Origin of the sequence: Pseudoxanthomonas winnipegensis, assembly GCF_030322905.1 — a bacterium.
GTDB classification, from domain to species: domain Bacteria; phylum Pseudomonadota; class Gammaproteobacteria; order Xanthomonadales; family Xanthomonadaceae; genus Pseudoxanthomonas_A; species Pseudoxanthomonas_A winnipegensis.
Map to the genome: position 1 here is coordinate 3,973,145 of NZ_CP095475.1, position 15,630 is coordinate 3,988,774.

A 15,630-nucleotide genomic window follows, 5' to 3' on the forward strand; every position below is an offset into this window, starting at 1 on the left:
CGGCGCTGCATTCACTCCTCAGTTGTAGAAGTAGCCCTCGACGATGGCCTGATGCAGATCGCTCAGGCGCGTCTGGATATCGTCCATGAACGCGGCCGGATTCTGCGCGGCCAGCCACACCGGATCGGCGTTGCGGGTCATGCCGACCACGCGGTTGAGATGACGGTCCACGCTCGGGCGCGGCGGCATGGTCGGCAGCACGTGCTGTGCGCGGGTCAGGCAGAACTGCACGCTGCGCGGGAATTCGGTGTTCTGCAGCAGGAAGCGCAGCGCATGCTCGCCGGTGACGCGCTGGCGGATATGGCGGCGATACATCTGATACGCCGCCAGCGAGCGCAGCACCGCCATCCACTGCATGTTGCGGAAGGCCTCGCGGTCTTCCTCGGTGCGCGGCGTGATCAGGCCCGAGGCGCCGGCATCGATGATGCGCGTGGTCATGTCGGCCTGTTCGATCCCGGTGCCCAGACGCAGGAACTGGTAACCGATGTCGCGGCTGACGTTGGCCGACAGCAGGCCGGACACCTTCAGGCAGCCATCGACGGTGCGGTTGATGAACTCCTCGCGGTAGCGCCGCTGCAGCGCGCGCTCGCCGCTGGCGCCCACGTACAGGTGCAGGTCGTTGACCGCCTCCCACACCTCCTGCGGCAGCGCATCGCGGATGCCGCGCAGGATCTCGCGCGCCTGGGTCAGGGTGACGCGCAGCGAGGACGGATTGAGCTCGTCCAGCAGCAAAAAGCGCACCACCTCGGCATCGGCCACATCGGCGCCGGCATCGGGATGCAGCGCGTTGAACACCTCGCCGGCGCCGACGGTGTCGATCATCGGCCGCCAGGTGAAGCGCACCGAGCGCGGCAGGTCCAGCTGCAGCATGCTGCCCACGCCAACCAGGCGCGCGGTGTTCTCCGCGCGGCGGATGTAGCGGCTGAACCAGTACAGGTTGTCTGCGACGCGCGAGAGCATCAGGCGTCCCCCTCCTCGTCGACCACCCAGGTGTCCTTGGCGCCGCCGCCCTGCGAGGAATTGACCACCAGCGAGCCGGGCGTCATCGCCACGCGCGTCAATCCGCCGGTGGTCACGTAGGTGTCCTGGCGCGAGAGGATGAAGGGGCGCAGGTCCAGGTGTCGCGGCGACGGGCCTTCGTCGGTGACGATCGGCGCGGTGGACAGGTTGAGCGTGGGCTGGGCCATGTAGTTGCGTGGATCGTCCTGGATCAGCCCGCGGAACTTCTCGCGCTCGGCCGCGCTGGCGCGCGGGCCGATCAGCATGCCGTAGCCGCCGGACTCGTTGGCTGGCTTGACCACCAGCTGGTCCAGGTGCTCGAGCACGTACTTGCGATCGGCCGCGTCGTGGCACAGATAGCTGGGCACGTTGGGCAGGATCGGCTCCTGGTCCAGGTAGTACTTGATCATCTTGGGCACGTAGGCGAAGACCACCTTGTCGTCGGCCACGCCGGCGCCCGGCGCATTGGCCAGCGCCACCTTGCCGGCGCGCCAGCTGCGGATCAGGCCCGGCACGCCCAGCATCGAATCGGGGTGGAACACCTCCGGATCGATGAACAGATCGTCCACGCGCCGGTAGATCACGTCCACGCGCTGCGGGCCGTACACGGTGCGCATGTAGGTGCAGTCGTCGTCGGCGACGAACAGGTCCGAGCCCTCGACCAGCTCGATGCCCATGGCCTGGGCCAGATAGGCGTGTTCGAAGTAGGCGCTGTTGAACACGCCCGGCGTCAGCAGCGCGATCACCGGCGCATCGCCCGGGCGCGGCGACAGCGCGGCCAGGGTCTCGTAGAGCTGGCTGGGGTATTCGTCCACCGGCAGGATCGAGCTGGTCTCGAACAGCTCCGGGAACACGCGCTTGGCCACCATGCGGTTCTCCAGCATGTAGCTCACGCCGGAGGGGATGCGCAGGTTGTCCTCCAGCGCGTACAGCGTGCCGTCGGCATCGCGCACCAGGTCCGAGCCGCAGATGTGCGCCCACACGCCCAGCGGCGGGGTGATGCCCACGCACTGCGGACGGAAGTTGACCGAGTCGGCCAGCAGCATCGCCGGGAACACCTTGTCCTTGACGATCTGCTGCTTGCCGTAGATGTCGCCGATGAACAGGTTCAGCGCCTGCATGCGCTGCTTGAGGCCGGCTTCGGTGACCTCCCACTCGCGGCGCGGGATGATGCGCGGGATCAGGTCGAAGGGCAGCGTGCGGTCGACGTTGCGGCCATCGGAGTAGACGGTGAAGGTGATGCCCATGACCCGGGCGGTGACGTCGGCGGCCAGCTGGCGCTCGGCCAGTTCGCGCCCCGAAAGCCCCTCCAGGTACTCGACCAGCCGGCGCGCGGCGGGACGCGGCTGGCCATCGGCCTGGATCAGCTCGTCAAACGTGGAAGTCCGATACTTCGCCCAGTCCATTCGCTCCGTTCCGATGCCCTTGCAGCCAGCGGAAAGCGGTCGCGACAGGGTTCTTCGGCAACATGCCCGCAAACCATGACCGGCGTCAAGCAATGCCAGAGGCGCGCGCGGCGGTCCGGCGCGGCGGCCGGCGATGCCACAATCGCGGTTCGTCCTCGCCGCGATGACCGCCATGTCCGACCAACCCCGCGTCGCCCTGATCACCGGTGCCGCCAAGCGCATCGGCGCGGCCATCGCCCGCGCCCTGCACGCCGACGGCTACGCGCTGGGTCTGCACTACCGCGCCTCGGCGCCGCAGATGCAGGCGCTGGTCGATGAGCTGGAAGCCGTGCGCTCGGGCAGCACGCTGATGCTGCAGGCCGAGCTGGCCGACACCGAGCGGCTGCCGGCACTGGTCGAAGACACGGTGCGGCGGTTCGGCCGGCTCGACGCCCTGGTCAACAACGCCTCGGCCTACTACGCCACGCCGATCGGCACGGCCACGCCGGCGCAGTGGGACGCGCTGTTCGCCTCCAATGCGCGCGCGCCGTTCTTCCTCTCCCAGGCGGCCGCGCCGCATCTGGCGGCCAGCGGCGGGGCGATCGTGAGCATCGCCGACATCTATGCCCAGCGCCCGCTGCCCGAGCACACGCTGTACTGCATGGCCAAGGCCGCGCTGGTGATGATGACCCAGTCGCTGGCGCGTGAGCTGGGCCCGCGGGTGCGGGTGAACGCGATCGCGCCGGGCAACATCCTGTGGTCGGAGAACCCGACCAAGGCCGAGACCGAGGCCCTGCTGCGCGAGCGCGTGCCGCTGCAGCGCCAGGGCGCGCCGGAGGACATCGTCTCGGCGGTGCGCTGGCTGCTGGACGGCAACGCCTATATCAACGGCCAGGTGGTGGCGATCGACGGCGGGCGCTCGGTGTTCGTCTAGCGCGAGGCGTGGAAGCAACCGTCCCCCGGACCAAGTCGCCACCTCGTTGTAGAGCGGAGCTTGCTCCGCTGCTCCTCGGCCGGATCATCGGGAAAGCCCAAGCGGAGCAAGCTCCGCTCTACAGGGGAGCCGCGCAGCTGATCCAGCACGTCCTGCATCAGGTCCAGGAACAGCGCATGGCCCAGCTCGCGGTTGTCGCGTTGTAGAGCGGAGCTTGCTCCGCTGCGCTTCGGCCGGATCATCGCGAAAGCCCCAGCGGAGCGAGCTCCGCTCTACAGGGGGGAGCCGCGCAGCTGATCCAGCACGTCCTGCATCAGGTCCAGGAACAGCGCATGCCTCAGCTTGCGGTCGTCGCGTCGTAGAGCGGAGCTTGCTCCGCTGCGCTTCGGCCGGATCATCGGGTCGGCCGGATCATCGGGAAAGCCCCAGCGGAGCAAGCTCCGCTCTACAGGTGGGAGCCGCGCAGCTGATCCAGCACGTCCTGCATCAGGTCCAGGAACAGCGCATGGCCCAACTTGCGGTCGTCGCGCCACAGCACGATGCCGTGGCCGTCGCATTCGCAGGCCAGGTCGATGTCGATTACGCAGTCGGCCGCATTCGGCGTGCGGCCCAGCGCGGCCTCGATCTGCTTGAGCCGCGCCGGTAGCGCCTCGCGCGTCAGCGCGGTGGCCAGCACCACGGCCTGGTTGTGGAAATGGCGCGAATCGCCGGCGCTGATGCTGGGCCCGCTGACCCGGCGCGAGGCCGCCTCGATCAGGCCCTCGACCGCCAGCGATTCGATCGCCCGCTCCAGCACCAGCGGCGAGGCCAGGCTGGTGCCGAGCAGCAGCACGTAACGATGGGTCTTCATGCGGCGTGGCGCACGATGCGCACGCCCACGCCGCGCGCAGCCGGCACGGCCTGCGGCTTGGTCACGCGCAGGGCGACGGTGCGGATCGGAAACGCGCGCAGCAGCTGCGCGGCGATGGTCTCGGCCAGCGCCTCGACCAGCGCGAAGGCCGAGCCGGCGCAGAGCTGCTCGATGGTCTGCGCCACCACCGCGTAGTCGACCGTGTCGCCCAGCGCATCGCTGCTTCCGGCCGCGCGCGTGTCCATGGTCATCTCCACATCGAACACCAGCGGCTGCGGGCCGTTCCGCTCGAAGTCGTACACGCCGATCAAGGCCTGCGTCCGCAGCCCGTCGATGAAGACCACATCGCCCATCGCGCTCATGCGTCCACGCGCCCGCCGGCCATGCGCGCCAGTCGCAGCTGGAACAGCACCTTGGTCACCAGCAGGCGTTCCTCGATGGGCTTGAGCACCAGGTCGTTGGCGCCGTCGCGCAGCAGCTCGGCCTGGTTGTCGCGGTTGCTGTCGCCGGTCATCACCAGGATGGGCAGGCGCCGCTTGCCGTAGCCGAAATCCACGCGCACGCGCTGGACGATGTCCACCCCGCTCAGCTCGCCCTTCAGGGTCACGTCGGTCAGCACCACGTCGAAGCGGATATCGGACAGGCCCAGCGACTCGGCGGTCAGCAGGCCGAAGGCATCCTCGGCGCGCAGCACGTGGACCACCTTAAGTCCATGCCGCTCGAGCATGCGCGTGGTGGTCTCGGCCACCACGCGGCTGTCCTCGACATAGAGCACGGTCGAGCCGGGCACCGGCTCGGGCTGCACGTAGCCGTGGATGAAGGCGGCCAGCGCCTCGTGGCCCAGCGCCTTGTCGAAATAGTCGGTGACGAATTCGGTGAAGCGGCGCTCCTCCAGGTGCTGCTGCGCCTCGCCGGAGACCACGATCACCGGCACATAGGCCTGGCCGGCGGATTCGCGCACCGCGCGCGCCACCTCCAGGCCGCTGCCGCTCTTGAGCGACAGCGCGGTGGTGACCAGATCGACCGGCCCCTTGGCCAGCGCCTCGCGCGCCTCGGCCAGGGTCGCGCAGCCGACCACCTCGACCTGCGGCAGGTCGCGCTTGAGCACATCGGCGATCAGCTTGCGCACCATCTTGGAGCCGTCCACCACCATGACCCGGGGCGCGTCGCTGATCAGGTGCCGCAAGTCTTGGGGGGCCATAAGCGCGGGGGCGGTCAGGTGTCGGTCGGGCGGGTCTGGCGCAGGTAGTGCCCGGTCACCCACCAGGCCCCCAACCAGCCGATGATCAAGGCCGCCACCAATACCAGACCGGCGCGCGCCGGGTCCAGCCCGTCCAGGGCGAAGCGGCTGCCATAGCTCTGCGCCAGCGCCTCCAGCGGCGCGCGCAGGGCGGCCCCGGCCACCAGCACCAGGCCCAGCGCCAGCACCCCGGCGCCCAGGCCGTACCAGGCGCCCAGATAGAGGAAGGGCCGACGGATGAAGCCGTCGCTGGCGCCCAGCAGCTGCAGCACGCCGATCTCCTCGCGCCGCGACTGGATGTCCAGGCGCACGGTGTTGCCCACCACCAGCGCCGCGCCCAGGCCGAACAGCGCCGCCAGCACCCACACCAGGCGCGTGCCGAAGCGCAGCCAGCCGTCCAGGCGCTGGCGCCAGACCGCGTCGTGCTGGACCACGTCGGCCTCGGGCAGCTGCTCCAGCGCCTGGGCCAGCGGCGCGTCGTCGCCGCTGGGGATCACCACCAGCTGCGCCGGCAGCGGGTTCTCGGCCAGCGCATCGATGGCCGCATCCAGCCCGCTGAGCTTGCGGAAGTCGGCCAGGCCCTGTTCGGGCGTGCGCAGGTCCACGCGGGCCACGTCCGGGCGCGCACGGACCTCGTCGGCCAGCGCGCGGGCGCGCTCGGGCGAGGTGTCGCGCTTGAGGAACACGTCCACCTGGCGCGAGGCCTGCACGCTGCCGGCGAAGTGCTGCACGTTGCCCAGCGCCAGCCACAGGCCCAGCGGCAGGGCCAGGGCCACCGCCATCACGCCGATGGTCAGGGCCGTGGACCAGGGTCGGCGCAGCGCGCGGCCCAGGCTGGAGACGAAGCTGTACAGGTGCTGGTCCAGCCAGATGCCCACGCCCGAGCGCGGGCCGTCGACGCGGCGGTTGGGTTCGATCTTCGGGCCCGGTTCGTCGCTCATGCGCGCCCCCCTTCGAAACTTGCGGACATCATGTCGGTCACTCGGCCAGGTCGTCGGGGCTGATGTCGTCCATCAGCCGGCCATGGTCCAGGATCAGCACGCGCTTGCGCATGCGCTTGATCAGCGCCAGGTCGTGGCTGACCACCAGCACCGAGGTGCCGCGCTCGGGCATGGAGGCGAACAGCGACATGATCTCCGCGGCCAGGGTCGGGTCGAGGTTGCCGGTGGGTTCGTCGGCGACCAGCAGGCGCGGCTCGGACACGATCGCCCGGGCGATGCCCACGCGCTGCTGCTCGCCGGCCGAGAGCTGGGTCGGCAGCGCGCGCTCGCGGTGGCCCAGGCCCAGGCGGGTCAGCACCTCGCGCACGCGCTTGCCGATATCGCCGCGGCGGTCGCCGCGCAGGATCAGCGGCAGGGCCACGTTCTCGGCCACGGTGCGGTCGGTGAGCAGGCGATGGTCCTGATGCACCGCGCCGACATGGCGCCGGTGCAGCGGGATCTGGCGGCCGCGCACCTTGAGCAGGTTGCGCCCGTCGAACACCACCGCGCCGCGGCTGGGCCGCTCGCTCAGGTGCACCAGCCGCAGCAGCGTGCTCTTGCCGGCGCCGGAGTGGCCGGTGACGAACAGCATCTCGCCCTCGCCCACCTCGAAGCTGACATCGGACAAGGCCTCGTGGCCCCCGGGATAGAGCTTGCTGACGTTTTCGAAGCGCAGGACGGTCATGGCGCGATTATGCCCGCGCGACGCGAAGAACGAGTGCGTGACCCGTGGAGCGGGAAGCGGAGCGAGGAACGCGTGGCGGCGAAGCGGCCGCAGCGCCGATGCGCTGCGCGCTGCTCCGCCCGCGTCCCTCTACCGTCAGCCGCCGACCAGCGACTTGATCTTGCGGCCCAGGCGGGTCAGGAACGAGTCGTTACCGGCGGCCGGGGCCGGCTTGGCCTTGGCGACCGGCGCGGCGGCCGACGGCTCGGGCTTGGCGCGCGGCGCGCGCGGACCAGCGGCGGCGTTGCCGGAGCCGGCCGAGGGCTGCGTCGCGCCCTCGGCGCCTTCGACCGGACGGCCATGGCGGCGGCGACGGCGCTTGCGCGGGCGCTTCTCGCCCTGCGGCGCGTTCGGATCGTGCGGCACATCGACGTCTGCGACAGCGACCGGCACGACGCGGGGCGCCTCGGCCAGCGGCGTGTCGGCGGCCGGCGCAACGGCCGCCTCGCCTGCCGCCGGCTCGCTGCGCGGACGGCGCGGCGGACGCGGGCCGCGGCTGCCGGCGCCATCGCGGGTGCCGGAGCGGCCGCCCTCACGCGGACCGCTGCGCCCACCGCCGCCGGAGCCGGAGCGCCCGCCACCGCGGCGCGCCTCGTCGGCGGCCTTCTGCTCGCGCGCCTCGCGGAAGATCGCGCTGACGCTCTCGGCTTCCTCGCCCTCCTCGCCCGGCGGCAGCGGCGCGCGCTCGGGGCGCGGCAGCGCGGTCAGCAGCTCGGCGGTGACCGGCTCGACCGGGATCTTCTGCTCGATGTAGGCCTCGATGTCCGGCAGGCTCATCGCATAGCGCTCGCAGGCGAAGCTGATCGCGTCGCCCTCGGCGCCCAGGCGCGCGGTGCGGCCGATGCGGTGCACGTAGTCCTCGGCGTCGAACGGCAGGTCGTAGTTGTAGACGTGGCTGACGCCGTCGATGTGCAGGCCGCGCGCGGCCACGTCGGTGGCCACCAGCAGCTCGAGCTGGCCGGCCTGGAAGCGCTTGAGCAGGGTCTCGCGCTTCTTCTGCGGCACATCGCCGGACAGCACGCCGACGCGGTAGCCGGCGCGCTCCAGCGCCCGGGCCACGCGCTCGACGAAGGCCTTGGTGTTGACGAACACCATGGTGCGCGCGCCCTCGCTGCGCGACAGCAGGCCCAGCAGCAGCGGGATCTTCTCGTCGTCGGCCGGCAGGTACATGCGCTGGCGCACGCGCGCGGCGGTGACCGTCTCGGCCTCGACGACCAGCTTCTCCGGCTCGTTCATGTGCTCGTAGGCCAGCTCCAGCACGCGGTGGCTGAGCGTGGCGCTGAACAGCAGCGTCTGGCGCGTGGTGCGCTCGGGCATGCGCCGCAGCAGGAAGCGGATGTCCTTGATGAAGCCCAGGTCGAACATGCGGTCGGCCTCGTCCATCACGCACACCTCGCAGGCATGCAGGGACACGACCTTGTGCTGCTTGACGTAGTCGATCAGGCGGCCCGGGGTGGCGATGATGATGTCCACGCCCTGCTGCAGCAGCTCGCGCTGCTTGTCGTAGTCCACCCCGCCGTAGACCAGCGCGAAGCGCAGGCCCAGCGACGAACCGAACTTGACCGCGTCCTTGTGGATCTGGATGGCCAGCTCGCGGGTGGGCGCCATGATCAGCGCGCGCGGATCCTCGGGCTTGCGGTCGGCCAGCGCCGGCCGGGTCAGCAGGCGGTTCATCACCGCCACCAGGAAGGCCAGCGTCTTGCCGGTGCCGGTCTGGGCCTGGCCGGCCACGTCGCGCCCGGCCAGCGCCACCGGCAGGGTCAGCGCCTGGATCGGCGTGCAGCGGGAGAAACCGGCCGCTTCCAGCCCGGCCAGCAGGTCCGGATGCAGGGGAAAGGAGTTGAAGGTGACGTCGGTAAGAGGCTTGTCGCTCATGAATTCTCTTTACGCCGGGGCACGGGCCGACGGCGGGATGAAGGGGGCGGAGAAGTCCGCTTGCATCGCCGGCAACCCGGTCGCACACTGGCGCCCTCGATGCCGGGTGGCGCGGCCGCCCCCTAGAGCATGCAGGGCTTGATCGGGCCGCGAAACACCCCATTTTACCGCATCCGGCGGCCATCTTCCGGCCCCGCACCGCGAAACCTCCCACGGAGACCCCCTGATGAGCGACAAGGTGACCCACGTCGGCGACGCCGATTTCGACGCTGCCGTACTGCAGTCCGATGAACCCGTTCTGGTCGATTTCTGGGCCGAATGGTGCGGTCCGTGCAAGATGATCGCCCCGGTCCTGGACGAGCTGGCCAACGCCTACGAGGGCCGCCTGAAGGTGGTCAAGCTCAACGTCGACGACAACCGCGCCACGGCCATCAAGTACCACGTGCGCAACATCCCGCTGCTGCTGCTGTTCAAGGACGGCCAGGTCCAGGCCACCCAGGTCGGCGCCGTCGGCAAGGGTCAGCTGACCCAGATGATCGACAAGGCCATCGGCGCCCAGGCCGCCTGATGCCCCGCCCCGCGGCCTCCCGCGGGGCCTGAATCCGCTGCAAACCGACGCCGGGACGCGCTTGAAGCCGTTCCGGCGCGGTGTTAAGGTCAAGATATCCGGCGCTTGGGGTTCTCGCGCCGCACCCCTTCTGCAACACCACCCACCGTCACTCCAACAGCCGCCCGCGCCCTTTGTGCCGCCGGCAGGCTCGCAACCTCTTAAGCGAGGAATCGCCCTTTGTCCGACAGCAACGAAACCGGCGTCGCCACCGCCGAGAAGCGCGTGCGCAAGCCGCGCGTGAGCAAGACCCCCAAGCCCGACGCCATCGCCCAGCCCGACCTGGCCCTGGACAGCGCACCGCCTGCGCCCAGGCCCGCCCCGGCGCCGGAAGCCAGCGCGCCCGCCCCGGCAGCGCCGCCCGCCGCCCCGGCTGAAGCCAGCGCGCCGCGCAACGAAGGCGGCGGCGACGGCGCCCCGAGCGAGCCCCGGCAGGCCCCGCAGGGCCAGCAGAGCGGTGAGGCCAACGGCAACGGCCAGCACAACAATCCGCAGCGCTTCCAGAACAACAACCAGAACAATCAGAACAACCAGAACGGCCAGCAGCAGGGCCAGGGCAACAACCGCCGCGAGCGCTTCCGCAACCGCCGCGACCGCGAGCGGGGCCGCAACGACCGCTACAACGACGGTCTGCCGCAGGACGCCGCCAGCGAGACCTTCGTGCCGCGTCCGCACCCGCAGGTGCCCGAGGGCTTCCCGCAGTACTCGCTGAGCGATCTGAAGAAGATGCCGGCGCACAAGCTGATCGAGATCGCCGACCAGTTGCAGATCCAGGAAGGCGTGGCCCGCGCCCGCAAGCAGGACGTGATCTTCGCCCTGCTCAAGGTGCTGACCCGCCATGGCGAGGGCGTGGCCGCCGACGGCGTGCTGGAGATCCTGCCCGACGGCTTCGGCTTCCTGCGCGCGGCCGAGGCCAGCTACCTGGCCGGCCCGGACGACACCTACATCTCGCCCAGCCAGATCCGTCGCTTCAACCTGCGCACCGGCGACCACATCTCCGGACGCATCCGCTGGCCCAAGGACGGCGAGCGCTACTTCGCGCTGAACATCGTCGACACCATCAACGGCGAGCCGATCGAGGCCAGCAAGGGCAAGGTGCTGTTCGAGAACCTGACCCCGCTGTTCCCGCGCAAGCGCTTCCACCTGGAGCGCGGCAACGGTTCGTCCGAGGACATCGCCGGCCGCATCCTCGACCTGATGGCCCCGCAGGGCAAGGGCCAGCGCTCGTTGATCGTCTCCCCGCCCAAGGCGGGCAAGACGATGATGATGCAGCAGATCGCCACGGCCATCACCACCAACCATCCCGACGTGCACCTGATCGTGCTGCTGATCGACGAGCGTCCGGAAGAAGTGACCGAAATGCAGCGCACCGTGCGCGGCGAGGTCATCAGCTCGACCTTCGACGAGCCCGCCGCCCGCCACGTGCAGGTCGCCGAGATGGTGATCGAGCGCGCCAAGCGCCTGGTCGAGCACAAGAAGGACGTGGTGATCCTGCTCGACTCGATCACCCGCCTGGCCCGCGCCTACAACAACGTGGTGCCGTCCTCGGGCAAGGTGCTCACCGGCGGCGTGGACGCCAACGCCCTGCACCGCCCCAAGCGCTTCTTCGGCGCGGCGCGCAACGTGGAGGAAGGCGGCAGCCTGACTATTATCGCCACCGCCCTGGTCGACACCGGCAGCGCGATGGACAAGGTGATCTACGAAGAGTTCAAGGGCACCGGCAACTCGGAAATCCACCTGGATCGCCGCATCACCGAGAAGCGCGTCTACCCGGCCATCGCGGTCAACCTCTCCGGCACCCGCCGCGAAGACCTGCTGATCGAACCGGAGCTGCTGCAGAAGATCTGGATCCTGCGCAAGCTGCTGCACCCGATGGACGAAATCGCCGCGATGGAATTCATGCTGGACAAGATGAAGAACACCAAGTCCAACGACGAGTTCTTCAGCTCGATGAAGCGCTGAGCCGCGCTTCTCGCAGCCCAACGAAAAGCCCCGCATTGCGGGGGTTTTTGTTTTTCTCGCACCGATGTGGGGGAATGACTTCAGTGTGCGTGGTCGGTAAAGCCGGCTTCGGTGAGCAGCCCCGACCCGGCCGGGCGCGGCTCCTCGGCTCGGTCCGCCATCCCTGGCGGACTCGCCGCCGCGGGCCATCCTTGGCCCGCTCTCCGCGCGCCCGCCCGGGTCGAGGCTCCGCGAGCGTGCAGATCAGGACTTCTTCCCACGAAGGCATTGAGCAAGCGCTCTGCCCCCTCCCTTTCGCCGCAGGCGAAGGGGAGGGCCGGGGTGGGGTGCTTTTGCTCTTGCTCTTGCTTCGGTGGCTTTCCCGGGAAAGCCCCGAACCCTCCCCATCCCTCCCCTGCGCTGCGCGCAAGGGAGGGGGCCTCAAGTCGATGACTTCCCGTTACTGGTCGCGTTGTGCGCGCGGAGAGGTTCGACGCCCCCGCCCCGCAAACCGAAGCCCTGCGACATGACGCGCGAGGCAGCGGTCCGGCGGGCGGGGGCCGCGCCTAGCGAGGCAGGAAGCCGAGCGCCCGAGTCAGGGCAGGATGCCCTGATCGAGGGATAAGCGGCCCCCGCCTGCCGGACCGCTGCCCTTCCGAAGCCGCAACGCCCGAATGCAAAGTGACCTCAGGATCGCGAGAAAACCCTGCTCTTCATGCTCCGAGCGAAAGTCCCTGGGTTCCCGCGTTCGCGGGAACGACGATAGGAGGATGTAAGGCGGGCAGATGACCAGACCGAGGGGAAAGCAGACACCGCCCGCCAGAGCGGTGCCCACACGACGCAGGAACGCGCCCGCGCTAGCCCTGGCCGAGATCGGTGCGCAGGCGGATCGCGCCTTCGCCGACCGGGGCGAGCGTGCCGGACTGGGCGGCATCGACGTCCTGGGCGCGGGCCAGCTCGGGGCGCAGCCACGGCGCCGGCATGTGCGGACCGGGGATGTAGGGCTCCCAGGTGCCGTAGCCGGGACGCTGGCGCGCGAGCGAATAGTCGATCGGCACGCGCGAGGTCCAACCGCCCTCGGGATGCTTGGGATCGTTGGCGGACGGCGTGAACTGCCAGGCCCGCGTGGCGGCGATGGCCGACTGCTCCAGCACCTTGCGCCAGCGCGCCATCTCGCGCCCGTTGGCCAGCACGCGCAGATTGGTCTGCTCGGCGAACGCCTGCTGCACCTTGCCGTCCGCGCCGACCTTGATCAGCAGAAAGACCGTGCCCGACACGTTGGACGCCGCGGCCACCGCCGGATAGGCCGGCGGCGGCATCTTCTGCTGCTTGAGCCAGGTCGCATCGACCTCCTCGTCCTGGTCGCCGGTGAAGGACGCGCTGCGGATGCTCAGCACATAGTTGCCATCCTCACGCTTGTACGCGACCAGGCGGATGCGCATGCGCGAGCGCACCTCCGCCGGCTTGCCCGCGACCAGGATCGGCTCGAACTCCCAGCTCGGCACCGCACGGTCGATCAGCTGCGTCACATCGCCCGACAGCTTGTCCGGCCGATCGATCTGGAACGCCTTGACCTTGCCGTCGCTGGCGATGCGGATGTCGCCTGTGACGACGAGGCTGGATTCCAGCGTGTCCCTGACTTCGCCACGGGTCTGCGCGAACGCGGCATTCCCCACGGTCGCAAGCAGCGCACTGCACAAGAAGGCCGCGAGTCTGACGGTGCTGCGCATGGTCGATCCCTGTCCACGATGAGGCACCGAGCTTGCCGCCCCGGCGCAGCGGCGGCAAGTGCCATCCGACCCGCCGGCGCCATGACAGTGCGGCCCACGCGCGCGGCCGGTCGGACGCGCGCGGCGGCGCATAATGGAAGGGGCGCAAAGGGAGTTTCGATGAACGACGGCGGTCTGCAACTTGCGCTGGTGTTCCTGCTGGCCGGCGTGGTGGCCGTGCCGGTGTTCAAGCGCCTCGGGCTGGGCGCGGTGCTGGCCTATCTGGTCGCCGGCGCGCTGCTGGGCCCGCATGGCTTCGGCTTCGTGCGCGATGCCGAGCGCATCCTCAACGCCTCGGAAGTCGGCGTGGTCATGCTGCTGTTCGTGATCGGCCTGGAGCTCTCGCCCTCGCGGCTGAAGGTGATGCGCAAGCCGGTGTTCGGCACCGGCGGACTGCAGGTGCTGCTGACCACGCTGGTGCTCGGCGCGCTGTGTCTGTGCCTGGGCCTGAGCTGGAAGAAGGCGCTGGTGATCGGCATGGGTCTGGCACTGTCCTCCACCGCGGTCAGCCTGCAGCTGCTGGCCGAACGCAAGGCCCTGGCCACCGACTACGGCCGCACCGGCTTTGCGGTGCTGCTGTTCCAGGACCTGGCCGCGATCCCGCTGCTGGTGGCGATCCCGCTGCTGGGCGGAGCCAAGAACCAGACCCTGAGCTGGGCCACGGGCCTGGAGGCGATCGGCGCGATCGTGCTGGTGGCGCTGTTCGGCCGGCTGGCGCTGCGGCATCTGTTCCGCATCGTGGCGCGCACCCGGATGCCCGAGGTGTTCACCGCCAGCGCGCTGCTGGTGGTGCTGGGCACGGCCTGGCTGATGCAGCTGGCGGGGCTGAGCGCCGGCCTGGGCGCGTTCCTGGCCGGCGTGCTGCTGTCCGACTCCGAGTTCCGCCACGAGCTGGAATCGCAGATCGAGCCGTTCAAGAGCCTGCTGCTGGGCCTGTTCTTCATCGCCGTGGGCATGTCCATCGACATCGACCGCGTCCGCGCCGAGCCGCAGATCATCGCCGCCGGCGTGCTGACCCTGCTGCTGGTCAAGGCCGGCGTGCTGCTGGCGCTGGGCCGCTGGCAGGTGCGCCTGAGCTGGCGCGCGGCGCTGAAGCTGGGCGCGGTGCTGTGGCTGGGCGGCGAGTTCGCCTTCGTGGTGTTCAACCAGGCCGCGCAGGCGGACCTGCTGAGCGGGCAGCAGCGCGACCGGCTGGTGGCGATGGTCGGCCTGTCGATGGCCGCCACGCCGCTGCTGCTGATCGCGGCCAGCCGCTGGCTGGACCACGCGCCGGCCGCGCCCAAGCGCGCCTTCGAGGAGGTCGAGGACCTGCAGCCGCGCGTGCTGATCGCCGGCATGGGCCGCTTCGGCCAGATCGTCGCGCGCCTGCTCACCGCCCAGCGCGTGTCCTTCGTCGCGCTCGAACACAGCGCCGAGCAGGTGGACACGCTGCGCCGCTTCGGCAATGCGCGGCTGTTCTACGGCGATCCCACCCGGCCCGACCTGCTGCGCGCAGCCGGCGCGCAGCACTGCAAGGTGTTCGTGGTGGCCATGGACGATCCGGACACCAACATCCGCTGCACACGCCTGATCCGGCGCATGTACCCGGCCGCCACGGTGCTCAGCCGGGCGCGCAATCGCCAGCACGCCTGGCGGCTGATGGACCTGAGCGCCGAGCCCTTCCGCGAGACCTTCGGTTCCAGCCTGGAGATGGGCGAGCGTGTGCTGACCGCGCTGGGCGTGGACGAGGAGGAAGCCGCGCGGCAGGCGCAGCGCTTCCGCGCGCACGACGAGAAGCTGCTGCGCGAGCAGTACCTGGTCTACGACGACGACGCGGCGCTGATCCAGACCGCGCGCGACGCGCGCCGCGACCTGGAAAAGCTGGTCGCCGCCGACACGGCGCCGCCCGCTACAGCGGACACGTCTGCGTCTGCGACGACGGACAAGCCGGCGGCCAGCGACTGAGGCCGCGCGCGCTCAGCCCAGGCGCGCGCCGTTGGGCACCGGGCGCTCCAGCGTGGTGATCACCACGCCCTCCTCTGTGTAGGCACCGGTCAGCAGGAACTGCGACCGGAACGGCCCGATCTGCTTCTCGGGGAAGTTCAGCACCGCCACGATCTGCTTGCCGACCAGGTCCTCGGGCGCATACAGGCTGACGATCTGCGCGCTGGTCTTGCGCCGGCCGTAAGGGCCGAAGTCGGCCCAGACCTTGTAGGCCGGCCGGCGCGCCTCGGGAAAGGGCTCGACTTTCAGGATGGTGCCGGCCACCAGCAGCACCTTCTCGAAATCGGCCCAGGTGATGGGGGCGGCATCGGCGGCGGACGCGTCGGACATCGGCGAGGATCCA

The 15,630-nt window shown here is 70.2% G+C and carries 15 protein-coding genes; 4 read left to right on the plus strand and 11 right to left on the minus strand.

Features of this window, described 5'->3' with window-relative positions; all coding sequences use genetic code 11:
* Nucleotides 1-18 precede the first annotated feature (18 nt).
* Entirely contained in the window at nt 19-960 is a 942-nt protein-coding gene (locus MWN52_RS17495) for an alpha-E domain-containing protein (protein ID WP_286575693.1), read from the minus strand.
* Complete coding sequence (locus MWN52_RS17500; RefSeq protein WP_131659174.1) at nt 960-2,405, minus strand: circularly permuted type 2 ATP-grasp protein; 1,446 nt, start codon at nt 2,403-2,405, stop codon at nt 960-962. Before MWN52_RS17500 ends, MWN52_RS17495 begins: the two co-directional genes overlap by 1 nt.
* A 163-nt stretch (nt 2,406-2,568) precedes the next feature.
* Here MWN52_RS17500 and MWN52_RS17505 point away from each other — a divergent pair, with 163 nt between their 5' ends.
* Complete coding sequence (locus MWN52_RS17505; RefSeq protein WP_425608051.1) at nt 2,569-3,318, plus strand: pteridine reductase; 750 nt, start codon at nt 2,569-2,571, stop codon at nt 3,316-3,318.
* Between the two features lie 272 nt (nt 3,319-3,590).
* On the opposite strand, the gene MWN52_RS17510 is transcribed toward MWN52_RS17505, so the two are convergent.
* The 7 genes from MWN52_RS17510 to rhlB all read right to left on the minus strand — a co-directional run bounded on the left by MWN52_RS17510 (nt 3,591) and on the right by rhlB (nt 8,987).
* Nucleotides 3,591-3,716, minus strand: coding sequence for a hypothetical protein (locus tag MWN52_RS17510; protein WP_286575695.1), 126 nt, complete (start codon nt 3,714-3,716; stop codon nt 3,591-3,593).
* 47 nt (nt 3,717-3,763) lie between these two features.
* Nucleotides 3,764-4,168, minus strand: coding sequence for a 2-amino-4-hydroxy-6-hydroxymethyldihydropteridine diphosphokinase (locus tag MWN52_RS17515; RefSeq protein WP_286575696.1), 405 nt, complete (start codon nt 4,166-4,168; stop codon nt 3,764-3,766).
* The gene (gene folB, locus MWN52_RS17520; protein WP_286575697.1) at nt 4,165-4,530 is read right to left on the minus strand and encodes a dihydroneopterin aldolase; all 366 of its coding nucleotides are present in this window, start codon (nt 4,528-4,530) and stop codon (nt 4,165-4,167) included. The genes MWN52_RS17515 and folB overlap by 4 nt, the downstream gene beginning before the upstream one ends.
* On the minus strand, nt 4,527-5,369 hold the full coding sequence (locus tag MWN52_RS17525; protein ID WP_130521684.1) for a response regulator: 843 nt from the start codon (nt 5,367-5,369) through the stop codon (nt 4,527-4,529). Before MWN52_RS17525 ends, folB begins: the two co-directional genes overlap by 4 nt.
* A 14-nt stretch (nt 5,370-5,383) precedes the next feature.
* Nucleotides 5,384-6,349, minus strand: coding sequence for a permease-like cell division protein FtsX (gene ftsX, locus MWN52_RS17530; protein ID WP_286575698.1), 966 nt, complete (start codon nt 6,347-6,349; stop codon nt 5,384-5,386).
* Between the two features lie 37 nt (nt 6,350-6,386).
* Nucleotides 6,387-7,073, minus strand: coding sequence for a cell division ATP-binding protein FtsE (gene ftsE, locus MWN52_RS17535; protein WP_130521682.1), 687 nt, complete (start codon nt 7,071-7,073; stop codon nt 6,387-6,389).
* A 135-nt stretch (nt 7,074-7,208) separates the two neighbouring features.
* Nucleotides 7,209-8,987 carry an ATP-dependent RNA helicase RhlB gene (gene rhlB, locus MWN52_RS17540; RefSeq protein ID WP_286575699.1) on the minus strand — a complete coding sequence of 593 codons (1,779 nt, stop codon included), beginning with the start codon at nt 8,985-8,987 and terminating at the stop codon, nt 7,209-7,211.
* A 226-nt stretch (nt 8,988-9,213) separates the two neighbouring features.
* Here rhlB and trxA point away from each other — a divergent pair, with 226 nt between their 5' ends.
* On the plus strand, nt 9,214-9,555 hold the full coding sequence (gene trxA, locus MWN52_RS17545; RefSeq protein ID WP_130521680.1) for a thioredoxin TrxA: 342 nt from the start codon (nt 9,214-9,216) through the stop codon (nt 9,553-9,555).
* Nucleotides 9,556-9,861: 306 nt separating this feature from the next.
* Complete coding sequence (gene rho, locus MWN52_RS17550; protein WP_425480387.1) at nt 9,862-11,556, plus strand: transcription termination factor Rho; 1,695 nt, start codon at nt 9,862-9,864, stop codon at nt 11,554-11,556.
* A gap of 836 nt (nt 11,557-12,392) precedes the next feature.
* Here the strand turns inward: rho and MWN52_RS17555 are convergent.
* Nucleotides 12,393-13,265: an energy transducer TonB family protein gene (locus MWN52_RS17555; protein WP_286575700.1), complete on the minus strand. Its 873-nt coding sequence runs from the start codon at nt 13,263-13,265 to the stop codon at nt 12,393-12,395.
* Nucleotides 13,266-13,424: 159 nt separating this feature from the next.
* On the opposite strand from MWN52_RS17555, the gene MWN52_RS17560 reads away from it, so the two are divergent.
* The gene (locus MWN52_RS17560; protein ID WP_131659179.1) at nt 13,425-15,248 is read left to right on the plus strand and encodes a monovalent cation:proton antiporter-2 (CPA2) family protein; all 1,824 of its coding nucleotides are present in this window, start codon (nt 13,425-13,427) and stop codon (nt 15,246-15,248) included.
* A gap of 12 nt (nt 15,249-15,260) precedes the next feature.
* Here the strand turns inward: MWN52_RS17560 and MWN52_RS17565 are convergent, their stop codons facing one another.
* On the minus strand, nt 15,261-15,617 hold the full coding sequence (locus tag MWN52_RS17565) for a tRNA-binding protein (protein WP_286575701.1): 357 nt from the start codon (nt 15,615-15,617) through the stop codon (nt 15,261-15,263).
* Nucleotides 15,618-15,630 lie beyond the last annotated feature (13 nt).